The organism is Marinobacterium profundum, from assembly GCF_001528745.1.
Taxonomy (GTDB): Bacteria; Pseudomonadota; Gammaproteobacteria; order Pseudomonadales; family Balneatricaceae; genus Marinobacterium_A; species Marinobacterium_A profundum.
In genome coordinates this window covers 13,804-27,979 of sequence record NZ_BCNS01000135.1, presented here as the reverse complement: position 1 = coordinate 27,979, position 14,176 = coordinate 13,804, and the positions used below count along the sequence as shown (strand labels likewise).

Here is a 14,176-nt window from a genome sequence, read left to right as displayed (position 1 = left end):
AGGGAAAGACCGATTTGAGTTAGTTTTTGAGCTCTTTTGAGGCGAATAGTGGTTCTATTCAACAATAAAGAGAACAAGAAATAACCAAATTCGGCTTTTCCGCAGTAGATCAGTGTTAAGTCCGACAGGCTGCCAGGGTGCCCTTGCTCAGGAGCGGTTAAGGCGCGTCGGTGCACATTGAGCGCACCTTTTGGGAAGGGTATCGGGACTTCTGGTTTATATTGAAGCTATCCGGGTTACCCGATATTGGCTGTCCGGTGCAGCGTCTGCTGTATTGTGGGCCAAAATTATTCAACGACATGGAGTGACGATAGTTATGAAACTGCCCTATATGCTTTGTTCTGCAGTACTGCTGACCAGCGTAGCCCTGACCGGTTGCGGCAATGACGAAGCTGAAAAAAAGGCTGCGGCACCCGCTGCCGCCCCGGCAGCAGAAGAAGCTCAGGTTGCACCTGCCGCGACTGTTGAGGTTGAGGCGCCTGCGCCAACCACAGCAGAGGTCGTCGAGGAAAAGGCTGAAATGATGCTGGAAGAAGGTAAGGATATGGCGACCCATGCCGCCGATGCCGTGACAGAAACCGCTACCGATATGGTGGAAGGCGCCGAGAGCATGGCCGCAGACGTAGCTTCGCAAGCCTCCGCCATGGCGAGTGCGACGTCCACTAAAGTCGTCAGCGCCGCCGGTGCCGCTATGGATATGGCCAAGGACGTCATGGGCACTGAGGAAGGCATGAAGGCCGAGGCTGAAGCAAAAGCCGCGCAATAAACCGTCTTAACTGTAAGCCGGTCTAAAGCAGGCCCGAAGCGATGACCCTGGTGGTCAGCGCTTCGGGCTTTTTCGTTTGTGTCAGCCGCGCTGGTAAATCCATTCCAGCATGGCCTTCTCGAACGCCCGTACCGGGTGCTGCAGCGGGTCACGCCAGGATGCACGTCGGTCGGCATCGCTCAGACTGATACCAGATACCATCAATACAAACAGATAGCGCTGGCCCGAGGCCCCGGTGATATAGCCGGCCAGATTGCTGGTGCCATTGATGGTGCCGCTTTTAGCACGCACGTTACCCAGTAACGGGGGCTTTCGCAGGGTGCTGCGATAGCGCAGGGTGCCGGACTCGCCGGCCACTGCCAGTGCCTGATAACTGCTGGATGCCGGCGTGCGGGCTAGCTGGCGCAGCACGGCGGCGAGCTGCGCGGGCTGTAACAAATTATCCCGCGACAGGCCCGAACCGTCCGCCAGGGTGGCGGGTTCAAGGCGCTGTCCCAGTGTCTCTTCCAGCCGGTCTTTCATGACACGTACGCCATTACGGAAATTGCCAGGGCTGCCGGCCTGATTGCTCAGGGTTTTCAGCAGACTGTCGGCGAACAGGTTATCCGAATCCTGCAGCATGGTGGTCAGCAGTTGTGACAGTGGTGCGGACTCGAGCTGCATCACGGCCTGCCAGTTGCTGCCGGCGTCACTGACACCGCGAATCTGTCCCTGCAGCTGAATACCGAGCTCCTGCAATTGCTGGGCGATGACGTCGCGGGTGAATGCAACAGGGTCATTGACGGCAAAATTCAGCGGTACGATCTTGCGGTTATTGGCCACGCAGCCGTGCAGACGGTAATGATTGCCGGGGCCTGTATCCATTTCCAGTTCGCACAGTGTCTCCAGTTGCTGCTGCAGGGTAACAGTCATGACTTCATTGGTGACGTCCAGCGGCTGGTGCGGCGGAACAAAGAAACGTGCAACTGTGCCTGGTGCGTTGGGGGTCAGGCTTGCGGCCACGCAGTTGCCATCCAGTATGATCGCCGCTGCCGGAGCGCTGTAGCAGACACCGAGGTTGTTCCAGGGCCAGCCATTGCCGCGGTCGTAGCCATCGAAGGCGGAGCTGTCCAGCAGCAGGTCGCCGCTGATCTGGGTAATGCCGCTCAGCTTTATCTGTTCCAGCAGTTGGCTCAACTGGGCCCGGCTGAAATCCGGTGCACTGCTGAATTCCAGTCGCCAGTCGCCCTGCCAGCGATTGCTCTGCTGCTGGCCCCGGCGCCAGAGCCGAGTTTGGTAGCGAAAATCCGACCCCAGCTGCAGCTCGGCGGCATAGGCGGTCAGTAGCTTAAGCGTACTGGCCGGGGGCAGCAGCAGGTCAGACTGATAATCGATGCGAACGCTGCCGCCGGCATCCAGCGGCTCAACCCGCAGACCAATCTGACTGCCGGTGGGTGCCAGTGCCAGCAAAGATTGCCAGCTGCCTGCGGGTGCCTGGGCACGGGCGCTGTTGTTGATAGTTGCAAGGCTCACGAACAGCAGCAGGAAAAATCGCAGTTTCATGGTAGTGGCAGGATCCTGGCCCAGAGGGCAGCGGTGTGGGTTGGTTTTTCAAGAGCGTTGATGACTAAGGAGTGTTGGTCACTGATCAAGGATAACAGTTCAGAGGGATGCGGCAGATGAATGCAGTCGATGAGAGCGAGAGGGTGCAAGCGGCTTAAGGGCCGCAGGCTGCTAGCCTGCGACCTGGTGGCTATCAATCCTTAAGGCCGTCCAGGCGAATGCCCAGGGCAGTCTCCAGGGCGTCGAGCTTTGTTTTCATGGCATCAATGGTATTGCTGCCATCACTGAGCTCGGGGGACAGGCGTATCATATCCAGCGCCTCAACCAGAAAAGACTCCTCGTTCATCTTCGCCAGTTGTTCGGCCGTCCAGCGTTTGACCTTGTACATGGGGGAAGCCTCGCAAAAACAGACCCTACAGGTATGGTTTAGGCGCTCTGCTTTTGCAAGAAGTTCCCGGCCCTGAGCTTAAGGAAGCCTTCAGGTCAGGATACTCTTGAATCCTTGCAGCCAGCGCTGACCGAAGCTGTTTACCAGCAGCCCCAGCATGACCAGCACAATACCGATTGCCTGCACCGGCGACAGGCTTTCGTCCAGAATCAGCCAGGCGCAGAGCAGTCCGACTATAGGCACCAGCAGTGTTAGCGGGGCTATGCGTGAGGCCGGGTGGTGCCGGAGCAGCCAGCCCCAGGTGCTATAGCCGAAAATGGTGGCTACCAGTGCCAGATAGGTCAGGGACACCAGCGACTTGATGCCCATTCCCGCAAGACTGGCCATGATCAGCTCCGGCCCTTCGATAAAATATGACATCAGCATAAAGGGCAGCGGTGGAATCAGGGCGCCCCAGATCACCAGGCTCACCAGATCGACGGAGCCACGGCTGCCTATATGGCGATTGATGATATTACCCGCCCCCCAGCTGGCAGCGGCTGCCAGTGTCAGGCCGAAGCCCGCCAGAGTCATGGTGGCAGGGTCAGCCTGGCTGGCGAGTACACCCAGCCCCAGCCCCGCGATCAGCAGTGCCCAGAGTTGCTGCGGCTGCCAGCGTTCGCCGAGGAACAGCATCGCGAACACCAGGGTGAAAATCGCCTGGGCCTGAAGTACCAGGGAGGCGATGCCGGCGGGCATGCCGACATGCATGGCGCTGAACAGCAGGGCAAACTGGCCGAAGCTGATAGTGATACCGTAGGCAAACAGCCAGCGAAACGGCAAGGCCGGCCGGCGCACAAACAGAATCGCCGGAAAGGCGACACAGGTAAAGCGCAGCGCACCGAGCAGCATGGGGGGGAGTTCATCGAGTCCCCAGCGGATAAAAACGAAATTGCAGCCCCAGGCCAGTATTACCAGCAAGGCGAGGGTCCAGGCTTTTCTGTTCATCGGTGAGGGTGTTTCCGGCCGGCGTAAAAAGCCATTCTATCGTCTTGTCGTAGCGTCAACGCCAGTTTTGGCGGCAATAGAAAATTTTTGCCGCATATGGCAAACAGGCCCACCGCGTTTGGCTGGCGTTCAGGCATCGGCTGCTGTACTGCGACGGTGAAAATACGCCCTGCTGCCTGTGGCAGTAAAGCCTGATTGCGGACGAGGAAATGATTCAAATGCAGTGGTTTAACTGGCCTGTTCTGGTGGCTTTGGTGGTGCTGGCGGTGGTGATATTCCTGCTGCGTCGTCGCAGGGTCCCAGCCGATGAATATATTGGCTCCTATGAGCTTGGCGAGCGGTTGCTAAACGATGAGCAGTGCCGCTTTCTGGAGGTGCTTGAGCAGGCCGTGGGTACAGATCACCGCGTACTGGCGCGTATCGCCCTGGCCGATGTGGTGACGGTGGACGAGACTCTGGAAGGGGCCGCCCTGGATGCTGCTATGGCGGGGCTGGAAGGTCGACAATTCAGTTTTCTGGTTTGCACCCGGGCGGCACTGGAGCCTGTTTGCGCGGTGGAGCTGGATGCGCCCTCGCTGCGTCGCGCGAAAATGGCACGCCGCGACCTGCAGCTGGATGTGATCTGCGAGCAGGCGGGTTTACCCTTGCTGCGGGTGCCGGCACAGGCCAGCTATCAGGTTGCGGAGATTGGTCTGCAGTTTGATGCATTGTTTGAGCCGCCGGTACAGGCGCTGGCACCGGCACAGCAAAGGGCGGAAAGCGAGCCCGTATTTGAATCCATAATAGCCGGTGCGCTATCGCTGTCGGCGCGGCATGACAGGTCGGCAGCTGACTCCTTCGCGGCATCAAGCGCCCAGAGTATGGAATGTCCGCGCTGCGCAGCACCCATGGTGCTGCAGCGAGCCCCCAAGGGTGCTGCGCCGGACAAGGCGTACTGGGCCTGCAGTCTGGCGCCAAGCTGCCGCCAGCGCATGCCATTACAGATCGAGCGCAATGAGGAGCCGCTGAGTCAGCGACTCGAAGGGCTGGTGCCTTAACGGGCGCCCCAGAGGCTGATTGTCGGGCGTATTTGCGCGCCTGACCTACAATACAGCGTTTCTATGCCTTGCCGCCCGCATAGCCATTGGGAGGCGGGTACAGTACAATTTGCCGCAGTTTCAACTGTTAGCAAGGCCGGCTGTTTTTTTGCCTGTAAAGAGAAAAATGCTTGTCATCGTGCATTGAGCGGGTTGGTGCTGTTGGGAATGTTGGTCGGGTGATGTTTGTTTGAGTCGGCAGTGCAATAGCAGCGTTAGGTTATTGGCAGGCTTGGGTTTATGGAACATCCCCGACGAGCCCTGAAATGCCATTAATATTTTCTCTGATTATTGAATGTAGAGATGAAAAAATACTTATTCTTGACGCTGCTGTTTCTGCAAAGCCAAAGCCTTCACGCTGATCTGACCACGCTGTTCAAAGACGACGATGGCAAAACCAACTGGCAGTATGTCGCCAACTGGTCGAGCGGCATTCTGATTATTCTGCTGTCTATCGCGGCAATCAATATGTTCGTTATCTGGCGTCGGGTGCAGAAGTCCAACCGCGCCCTCAAGGCCATTCGCAATAACCTTGAACAGCGGGTGCTGGAGCGCACCGCCACGCTGGACGAGTCCAACCGGCTGCTCAGGGAATCCAATCAGCTGCTGGAGCAGGAAGTGCAGCAGCATGTGGTTACTTCCGGCCTGCTGAAGTCCTCGGAATCCTATATTCGCAATATTCTCAGATCCATGCCGCTAATGCTGATTGGCCTCAACAGGCAGGGTCAGATCACACAGTGGAACAGCAAGGCTGAGGAAATCTCCGGTATTGGCGTCGCCGATGCGCTGGATAAAAACCTCTGGGATCTGTACCCGTCCATTACGGTATCACCGCGCCAGATCAGCCAGGCGATGGACAATAACGAAACTCTTAACTTTAAGCAGAGTCAGCCCGGCACCTATCATTTTGATATCACCGTCTATCCGCTGCAGGATCATAGCGAGAGCGGTGTCGTTATTCTGGTGGATGATGTCACCAAGCGGGTGCTGGCGGAAAATATGCTGATCCACCACGACAAGATGTCGTCCATGGGCGAGCTGGCCTCCACCATGGCACACGATATCAACAAGCCATTGCAGGCCATTCTGTTTGATCTGAGCAGTTTTCAAAGCCTGTTGAGTCAGGGTAAAGGGGCGGAAGAGGGCTTTGGCCGTGAGTTGGACAAGTTCGGCAGCCTGCTGGCGGATGCGTCGGAAAAAGGCCAGCACGTTGAGTCGATTATCAACAACTTGTTGTCCTTCGCCCGTGGCCGTACGGAAGTCAGCCAGATGGCGCGTTTGCCGGATATCATGGACCATACGCTGGAGCTTGCGAACGATGTGCTGAGTGCGCCGTCGCAGCTGCGTTTTCGGGATATCCGTATCGACCGGCAGTACGAGTCCGACCTGCCCATGGTGTCCTGCTACGTGACCGAGTTGCAGCAGGTTTTTCTGAGCCTGTTCCGCCACGCCTGCAATGCTCTGGGGCAGGTGGAGGCTGCGGATCACAAGCCTTGTATTCGCATTGAACTGAGCACCGAATATGAATCTTTCTGGATTCGTATTCATCACAATGGTGTGGCCCTGAGCGGTGATGAACAGATGCACCTGTTCGAGCCCTATTTCAGCGACCCGTCAGCGGATCAGGCCCTGGATGCAGGCAAGCGACTGTCGTTCTCCTACTTTGTTATTACCGAGCAGCATCAGGGCCATATGGCCGTGACCTCGGATGCGGACTCCGGCACCAGTTTCCATATTGAGCTCAAGCTGCCCGAAGCCTGACGCAAAAAGGCGGCCTTGTGCCTGGCAGGCTCAGCTCAGCAGCTGAACCTGCCGGGCTTTCAAGCTAGCGCCCAAACTCCCCGGCTCGTGGATAATGCCTGGTCGCTGATAGTCTTATCAAGTTAACCCATGTAGCCCAACCTGATAAGCAGGCTCAGCTCAGCAGCTGAACCTGCCGGGCTTTCAAGCTGGCGCCCAAACTCCCCGGCTCGTGGATAATGCCTGGTCGCTGATAGTCTTATCAAGTTAACCCATGTAGCCCAACCTGATAAGCAGGCTCAGCTCAGCAGTTGAACCTGCCGGGCTTTCAAGCTAGCGCCCAAACTCCCCGGCAGCGGCTGATCGCTGATCACCATATCAAAGTCACTCAAATGGCCGGCGACGCAGCTGGCCTGGCGATCAAACTTGCTGCTGTCGATCAGCAGGATGCGCCGCCGGCACTGGCCGACCAGAGCTTCGCGCGCCATCATTTCGTCATCGTTGTAGTCGTACAGGTTACCGTCGCGATCCATGGCCCCCACGGACACCACCCCCACATCGGCGCGGTAGCGCTGGAAGAAACGCAGCGCATCGCCGCCGATCACATCCTGGTCGCGTCGGCGCACACGCCCACCCGCCATCAGCAGTTCGCAATCCGGATGATCACAGAGCGCCTGGGTGGCGTGCAGATTGTTGGTCATCACCTGTATTCCCTTCAGATCACGCAGCAACTGCGCGAGTCTCGCTACTGTTGAGCCGGTGCCGAGCATCAGGCGCTGGAAGTCAGTGAGCTGTTCACGGCAGAGTTTGGCGATGCGTTGCTTGCCGGGGCTATTGAGTATCTGGCGCTGGTCGTAGCTGACATTGTCCCGGTGCGGAAAGGGCAGGGCTTCGCCGTGGCGACGCAGCAGCAGGCCCTGGTCAGCAAGCTGTCTGATATCGGTGCGTATGGTCTGGATTGAAACGCCGAAGCGGGCGCACAGAGCGTCCAGTGGCTGGCGTCCTTCGTTGTTGATCAGTTGCAGTATGGCCTGCTGTCGTTTGAACATGCCCGAGGTCCCTGTGGCGGTGAAAAAGTGATTTATGCGCGAAACGAAAGTCGCTGGCATTAAAACGAAAGTGTCCTGTCATCTTGTTGTAAATAGGTGACAGTAGAGTTGCAGCATCACCCACTGAGTTGGAGAAGCCCGATGCTGAAGCGAAATCTGAAACGCGGTATTGCCGTCCTTGCCCTGTCACTGCCCCAGCTGAGCCTGGCGGCGGAAAAACTGGTGCTCTATACCAGCCAGCCGAATACCGATGCGCAGCAGACGGTAGACGCCTTCAGTGCCGCCCATCCCGATATTGAAGTGGAGTGGGTGCGCGATGGCACCACCAAACTGATGGCCAAGCTGCGGGCAGAACTCAGTGCCGGTGTGGTCAAACCGGATGTACTGCTGATTGCCGACAGCGTCACCATGGAGGCGCTGGAGGCCGAAGGGCGCCTGCAGGCCTACCAGAGCCCAGAGCGCAGCGCCTACGCTCCGGCACTGTACGACGCCGACGGCTATTACTACGGCACCAAGCAGATCACCAGCGGCATTGTCTATAACACCGCTGCTGAGTTTACGCCGCGCAGTTGGTCGGATCTGGGCTTGCCACAGTACAAGGGGCAGGTTGCGATGCCGAGCCCGCTCTACTCCGGTGCTGCGCTGATTCACCTGGCCATGATTACGGCGACGCCGGATCTCGGCTGGGATCACTACGCCAAACTCAGCGCCAACCAGACCATGGCCCAGGGTGGTAATGGTGGCGTGCTTAAGGCTGTAGCGTCCGGCACCAAGCCTTATGGCGTGATTGTCGATTTCCTGGCTATTCGTGAGGCGGCCAAGGGGTCACCGCTGAAATTTGTCTTCCCGGCCGAGGGCAGCAGTCTGGTGACTGAGCCGGTGGCCATCATGCAAGGCGCCCAAAATCCGCAGGCGGCGCAAAAGTTTGTGGACTTCGTTCTGTCCAGCGAAGGTCAGCAGCTGGTGGCCAGCCAGGGCTACCTGCCGGCGCGCAACGATATAGAAGCGCCTGAAGGTTTCCCGGTACGGGATCAGATTCGACTGCTGCCCTTCGATGCCGCTGCGGCACTGAAGGATGCTGAAGCCAACAAGCGTCGCTTCAGCGACTTGTTTGGCGGCTGAATCCGATGAATCCGGTGTCATTTGGCAGCCAGCCTCGCTGGCTGCTTATGCTGTTACTGCTGCTGATTACCCTGCTCAGCCTGCTGCCAAGCCTGCGTTTGTTGCTGGAGGCGTTTCGCCAGATTGAGCTGGGGTTCGACTCACCCTTTGCCGGTGTCATGCTGGCTCCAAGCACCTGGCGGGCACTGGGGAACAGCCTGGTGACCGCTGGCCTGGGAACCCTGATCGCGGTGCTTCTGGGCAGTCTGTTTGCGTTCAGTATCAGCCTGACCAATATCCGCGCCCGCCAGTGGCTGGTGTTCTGCTTCATGCTGCCCATGATGATTCCGCCCCAGGTAACGGCGCTGAGCTGGCTGCAGCTGTTCGGGCCGGCCAGTCCGCTGCTCAATACCCTGGGGCTGGCGCCACCACTGGGGTCGCCCCAGCCGCTCTATTCCGCCGCAGGCATTGCCCTGCTGCTGGGTATTCAGCATGCGCCGCTGGTGTATCTGGCGTTACGTACCAGTCTGCTTAATATTCCGCGTGAGTTGATCGAGGCGGGGCGCATCAGTGGCGCCTCACAGTGGCGTCTGTGCCGTGACATGATCATTCCGCTGAGCCGTGGCGGACTGGTGGCGGGCACGTCTCTTGCGTTTGTTTCGGCGTTGGGCAATTTCGGCATCCCTGCGATGCTCGGTATTCCGGCCTCGTATTACGTGCTGCCGACCCTGATCTACCAGCGCATGGCGGGCTTTGGCAGCCAGATGCTGACCGAGGTGGCGAGTCTGTCTGTACTGATCGGTCTGCTGGCGCTGGCGGGAGTCTGGCTGCAGCAGCGCCTGTCCCGCGGTCGTGACTATGCGCTGATAGGCCACAGTGGCCAGGCGCAGAAGTTTCGCCTGGGGCCCTGGCGGCCCTGGCTGGAGGCCATGCTGGTGCTGGTATTGCTGCTTATTCTGGTCGCGCCCCTGGTGGCGCTGCTGATCGGTTCGGTGGTGCCGGCGCTGGGTGTTGCGCTGAATGCAGACAGCTTCACGCTGGATGCCTATCTGCAGATGTTCAGCCGCCAGGGTGTGACGCTGCGGGCGATGGGCAATAGCCTGGTGCTGTCGATAACGGCGGCGCTGGTGTTGATGCTGCTGAGCCTGCCTTTGGCCTGGTTTTTGCGTCAGTGTGCGCCGCGGCTGCAGACGCTGATCAGCAGCCTGATCGAAATCCCCTATGCGTTGCCGGGTGTGGTGTTGGCGATTGCCTGCATCCTGCTGTTTGCGCGGCCCTTGCCGCTGCTTGGCATCAGTATTTATGGCTCCCTGCTGGTCATTTTTGTCGCCTACCTGGCGCGCTTTCTCAGCGTGGCGTTCAAACCGGTGCAGGCGGTGGTGAGCCAGCTGGACCCGTCGCTGGATGAGGCGGCGCAGCTGGCCGGTGCCGGAGGCCTGCGTCGGATGATCGATATAGTGCTGCCGCTGGTGGCGCCTGCGCTCTGTGCCGGCGGTCTGCTGGTGTTTCTGATCGCGGTGAATGAGCTGACGGTCTCTGCACTCTTGTGGAGTACCGGCAACGAAACCCTGGGCGTACTGATCTTCAATCTTGATGAAAGCGGCGACACAGTGCTGGCCTCGGCGGTCTCGGTGGTGGTCGTGCTGATGGTGGCCGGACTCATGGCTCTGCTGAGTCTGTTGGGCAATCGTTTACCCAAAGGAGTTATCCCATGGCAGAGCTGATCCTTGATCAGGTGAGCAAACAATACGGCGGCGATACGGTTGTCGACAAACTGTCGCTTAGTATTCAGCAGGGTGCCTTTGTAGCGCTGCTGGGCCCCAGCGGTTGTGGCAAGAGCACCACCCTGCGGATGCTGGCAGGGTTTGAGTCCCTCAGTGATGGCTCGATCAGCCTGAATAACCGGGTGCTGGCCGGTAACGGCATCCATCTGGCGCCGGAACAACGGGATATGGGCATGGTGTTCCAGTCCTATGCCCTCTGGCCCCATATGACGGTGGCTGAAAATGTTGGTTATGCGCTGCGCGTGCGCGGCATCAAGGGAGAAGCCCGGGCACGCAAGGTGCGCGAGGCGCTGGAGGTGGTGCGGCTGGAGCCCTATGCGGACAGTGCACCGCGGGATCTCAGTGGCGGCCAGCGTCAGCGTGTGGCCCTGGCCCGATGCCTGGTGAGCGAACCTGCGGTGGTGCTGCTGGATGAACCCCTGGCCAACCTTGATCGCCATCTGCGGGCCTCAATGGAGGACAGTTTTCGCGAGTTTCATCGCCGTACCGGCGCCACTATGGTGTACGTGACCCATGATCAATCCGAGGCCATGTCCCTGGCCGATCAGGTAGCTGTGATGCAACACGGGCGTCTGGTGCAGTGGGCCACGCCGCAACAGCTCTATGCCAGGCCGCGCACAGCCTGGCTGGCGGACTTTATCGGAGAAGGATGCATTCTGGACGTGCCGGCGGTGACTGCCGGGCAGGCCGTGAACAGTGCCGCCCTGCACCAGGGCCTGACGCGCGCCGCCGCACTGGAGGCGACAGCGAGGGCGCCGGTGCTGGTGCGGCCTCAGCATGTGCGCATTAGTGCCCAGGGCGCTGACGCTCAGGGCATAGCCGCGCGGGTGATTGACACCGCCTACAGGGGCGAGCGCTTCAGCGTGCGTCTGCGCGTGGCAGGAAATCAGGAGTTGCTGGCATACCATTCCCATGCGCTGGCGCTGGATCAGCAAGTACAGATATCGCTGGAGCAGGGTTGGGCGCTGGAGCAGCACGCATGACAGTCTTGGCCGATAGCACTGCCTGCCGGGTGGAGATCCTCAGCGGTCTGAATGCCAAGGCACCGGCGGCGATTCTGATTCACGGGCACGACAGCTGCCTGCTGCTGGATGCAGGCGGTGCGCTGGAAGCCGGTGCCGACAGTGGCTGGGTGTTGCCGCAGATACCGGATGCAGTACTGTTGAGTCACGACCATGTTGATCACTGCGCAGCGCTGCACCAGGTGCCGGAGGGCGTGCCTGTCTACGCCACAGCTCCGGTGGCTGCCGGACTGCAGGACAGGCCGGATATTCGCCTGCTGCCGCTGCAGGGCTCGATCGAAATTGCCGGTATCACCGTTACTACAGGTCAGGCCGGGCATTCGCTGGGCGGCGTCTGGCTGCATCTGGCCCTGGGGGATGGCGTGTTTTACAGCGGCGATTTCAGTCTGGAGTCGACACTGTTTGCCTTGGATACGCCGCCGCCGGCCGCGCTGGCGTTGCTGGATGCCTCCTATGGACTCTATGACCGTGCCCAGCAGGCGTGCCGTGCAGAGCTTGAGCCCTGGCTTGAGCGGCCCTTGCTGTTGCCGGTGCCGCCTTCGGGCCGGGCGCTGGAAATGGCACTTTGGCTGAACGACAGGCCCGATTGTGACTGGACTCTGGATGACCCCTGCCGCCGGCAGTTGGATCTGCTCCAAAGTCTGCCGCCAGGGTTGCTACAACCGGGAGTCGCCGAAAGGCTGGCCCGGCTCAAGCCACAGCCCTTCGGTGATGATGTCCCAATCATTCTTGCCGCCAATCCGGATGGGGTCGGCGGCGAAGCAGGACGCATTATTGCGCAGCAAGCGCAGCAAGCGCAGCGTGCCGTGCTTTACACCGGCTACATGCCTTCAGTAGCCCAGGCTCAGGTGGATTCCGGTCGTGCCCACTGGCTGCGCTGGAATGTACACCCGCGCCTGAGTGATGTGCTGCAGCTTGCCGAGGTACTGGATGCCAGGCGCGTTGTACCGTTGTTCAGTCGTCTTGACCCCCTTGAAGCCTGGCAGCAGGCGCTGGGGAGCCGCTTGCTGATGCAAAATTTGATTGAAATATGACCTGGAAGAGAAGATGGAACTGATTCGAAAACCCTTTGTGTTCATGCGCCATGGTGAAACGGCGTTGAACCGCGAGCAGCGCATCTGCGGCTCTACCGATATCCCGCTCAGCCCGCTGGGGGAAAAACAGGCACTGGCGGCGCGGGCACTGCTGACGCAGGACTGGAGCCTGGTGGCGACCAGCGGCTTGCAGCGGGCACAACAAACCGCCCGCCTGGCGTTGCCCGACACCCGTTTGCTGATTTCGCCCGCCCTGAATGAACGTCACTGGGGAGAGCTTGAAGGTGCGCCTCTGAGTCAGTTGCTGCCCTATGGCAGCACACCGGCGGGTGGCGAGAGCTGGTCCGAGTTCAGCCTGCGAGTACTGCGGGTGCTTAATACCTTGCTGGAGCAATATCCTCTGCCGTTGATAGTGGCGCACTCAGGCGTGTATCGCGTGATTCGCGATGCCATTACCGGTACACCCGATGGGCCTCGGATTGAGAATGCTCGTCCAATGCGGATTGACCCGGTCGGTACTGGCACCGGCTGGGATCTGCAACTATTTGAAAAGGAAGCTGTAAATGACTGATACGGTGATTGTGGATGTGGATGGAACTCTGGCTGAATTCGATCCGGCGACTGTGGCGCAATGGGTGTTGGGGGATACCAAACAATGGACACCTTTTTTCCAGCATATGGCCAAGGCGCCGGCGATCGATGCGATACGCCGGCTGGTACGGATGCTGAAGGCCCAGGGCCAGATTATCGTCATCTGCAGCGGCCGGCCTGCCTCCCATAGTGACGAAACCGAAGCTTGGTTGCTACGTAACGAGGTGCCGTTCGACGCACTTTATCTTCGTGGGGAGGGGGATGACGCCGTGTCCGACGAGGATGTGAAGGCGCATTTGCTGACGCAGATGCGGGCCGACGGTTTCAACCCCTGGCTGGTGCTGGATGACCGTTCCGCGGTAGTGGCGCGCTGGCGCGAACTGGGTTTGACCTGTCTGCAGTGCGCTCCGGGCGATTTCTAGTGTAGTGTTTCACGCTATATGAAGCTTATAACGGCCCCTTTTTCCGCCATCCTGCGTTGTTCGTTGTCGCCGTAGCCCCACTATGACTCTGCCTCACGCCTTGGCTGGCGAAAAAATGAGCGCGTTCTAAAGCACCACCAAGAGTGAAACACTACACTAGCGCTTTGGCATCGCAAGAGCGGCCTGGGTGCCGCGCTTGCGATGCCACCTCTGTATCACCTTCCCACTTGCTGCGTTGACTGTGCGCTGCTGCTTTTCAGAAACATCACGACCATCAGCACCAGGCCGACCAGCACGGTGATGGACGACAGCGCCAGCACGGGTTCGAGCAGCTGCGGGTCCAGTATTTGGCCGTATACCAAAAACAGCGATACCAGCAGCACAATGGCGCCCACCTGATGCAGGCAGAACTGCAGAATGGCCAGCCCGCTGCGGCTGTTGTGCAGCCATAGTTTGTGCATGACGCCATAGATAAACGACAGCACAAAGCCCAGCAGCATAATGTGGGCGTGGGTGACCAACTGGCCATGATCATGGGAAGCCGCCATAAAGATGCCTAGGATCAGGCCGAGGACGGCGTAGGCCAAGGCACAGCTAATGTATTGTCTGTCCATCGAAGTCTCCCAAAGTGTGAAACCCCGCGGATCGCTCGGGGACGTCAGACAGTATAGGAG

General features: G+C 59.3%; 14 protein-coding genes. 9 read left to right on the top strand and 5 right to left on the bottom strand.

Going from position 1 to position 14,176, the window contains the following annotated elements; all coding sequences use genetic code 11:
- Positions 1-316 precede the first annotated feature (316 nt).
- Positions 317-766: a hypothetical protein gene (locus tag MPRO_RS15660; RefSeq protein WP_067294724.1), complete on the top strand. Its 450-nt coding sequence runs from the start codon at positions 317-319 to the stop codon at positions 764-766.
- 81 nt (positions 767-847) lie between these two features.
- Here the strand turns inward: MPRO_RS15660 and dacB are convergent, their stop codons facing one another.
- The 3 genes from dacB to MPRO_RS15645 all read right to left on the bottom strand — a co-directional run bounded on the left by dacB (position 848) and on the right by MPRO_RS15645 (position 3,683).
- A complete protein-coding gene (gene dacB, locus MPRO_RS15655; RefSeq protein WP_067294722.1) occupies positions 848-2,308 on the bottom strand; it encodes a D-alanyl-D-alanine carboxypeptidase/D-alanyl-D-alanine endopeptidase in 1,461 nt (486 codons plus the stop codon).
- 193 nt (positions 2,309-2,501) lie between these two features.
- A complete protein-coding gene (locus MPRO_RS15650; protein ID WP_067294719.1) occupies positions 2,502-2,696 on the bottom strand; it encodes a hypothetical protein in 195 nt (64 codons plus the stop codon).
- A gap of 90 nt (positions 2,697-2,786) precedes the next feature.
- Positions 2,787-3,683 carry an EamA family transporter gene (locus MPRO_RS15645; RefSeq protein ID WP_067294716.1) on the bottom strand — a complete coding sequence of 299 codons (897 nt, stop codon included), beginning with the start codon at positions 3,681-3,683 and terminating at the stop codon, positions 2,787-2,789.
- Between the two features lie 218 nt (positions 3,684-3,901).
- Here MPRO_RS15645 and MPRO_RS15640 point away from each other — a divergent pair, with 218 nt between their 5' ends.
- Both MPRO_RS15640 and MPRO_RS15635 read left to right on the top strand, forming a co-directional pair.
- Positions 3,902-4,720 (top strand): DUF2726 domain-containing protein, encoded by an 819-nt coding sequence (locus MPRO_RS15640; RefSeq protein ID WP_067294713.1) that lies wholly within the window; start codon positions 3,902-3,904, stop codon positions 4,718-4,720.
- 342 nt (positions 4,721-5,062) lie between these two features.
- Positions 5,063-6,520: a two-component system sensor histidine kinase NtrB gene (locus MPRO_RS15635; protein WP_067294710.1), complete on the top strand. Its 1,458-nt coding sequence runs from the start codon at positions 5,063-5,065 to the stop codon at positions 6,518-6,520.
- 278 nt (positions 6,521-6,798) lie between these two features.
- On the opposite strand, the gene MPRO_RS15630 is transcribed toward MPRO_RS15635, so the two are convergent.
- Positions 6,799-7,548, bottom strand: coding sequence for a DeoR/GlpR family DNA-binding transcription regulator (locus tag MPRO_RS15630; protein WP_067294708.1), 750 nt, complete (start codon positions 7,546-7,548; stop codon positions 6,799-6,801).
- A 141-nt stretch (positions 7,549-7,689) separates the two neighbouring features.
- On the opposite strand from MPRO_RS15630, the gene MPRO_RS15625 reads away from it, so the two are divergent.
- Genes MPRO_RS15625 through MPRO_RS15600 form a run of 6 tightly spaced genes read left to right on the top strand, consistent with a single transcriptional unit; the run spans position 7,690 to position 13,502 of the window.
- Positions 7,690-8,670 carry an ABC transporter substrate-binding protein gene (locus tag MPRO_RS15625; protein WP_067294705.1) on the top strand — a complete coding sequence of 327 codons (981 nt, stop codon included), beginning with the start codon at positions 7,690-7,692 and terminating at the stop codon, positions 8,668-8,670.
- A 5-nt stretch (positions 8,671-8,675) separates the two neighbouring features.
- Positions 8,676-10,373 (top strand): ABC transporter permease, encoded by a 1,698-nt coding sequence (locus MPRO_RS15620; protein WP_067294702.1) that lies wholly within the window; start codon positions 8,676-8,678, stop codon positions 10,371-10,373.
- Positions 10,361-11,416: an ABC transporter ATP-binding protein gene (locus tag MPRO_RS15615; RefSeq protein WP_067294699.1), complete on the top strand. Its 1,056-nt coding sequence runs from the start codon at positions 10,361-10,363 to the stop codon at positions 11,414-11,416. The genes MPRO_RS15620 and MPRO_RS15615 overlap by 13 nt, the downstream gene beginning before the upstream one ends.
- Positions 11,413-12,489 carry an MBL fold metallo-hydrolase gene (locus tag MPRO_RS15610; RefSeq protein ID WP_067294695.1) on the top strand — a complete coding sequence of 359 codons (1,077 nt, stop codon included), beginning with the start codon at positions 11,413-11,415 and terminating at the stop codon, positions 12,487-12,489. Before MPRO_RS15615 ends, MPRO_RS15610 begins: the two co-directional genes overlap by 4 nt.
- Before the next feature lie 13 nt (positions 12,490-12,502).
- Positions 12,503-13,060: a histidine phosphatase family protein gene (locus MPRO_RS15605; RefSeq protein ID WP_067294692.1), complete on the top strand. Its 558-nt coding sequence runs from the start codon at positions 12,503-12,505 to the stop codon at positions 13,058-13,060.
- Positions 13,053-13,502, top strand: coding sequence for a phosphatase domain-containing protein (locus MPRO_RS15600; protein WP_067294689.1), 450 nt, complete (start codon positions 13,053-13,055; stop codon positions 13,500-13,502). Before MPRO_RS15605 ends, MPRO_RS15600 begins: the two co-directional genes overlap by 8 nt.
- A 215-nt stretch (positions 13,503-13,717) precedes the next feature.
- Here MPRO_RS15600 and MPRO_RS15595 read toward each other — a convergent pair whose 3' ends face one another.
- Complete coding sequence (locus MPRO_RS15595) at positions 13,718-14,116, bottom strand: TonB-dependent receptor (RefSeq protein WP_067294686.1); 399 nt, start codon at positions 14,114-14,116, stop codon at positions 13,718-13,720.
- Positions 14,117-14,176: the final 60 nt, after the last annotated feature.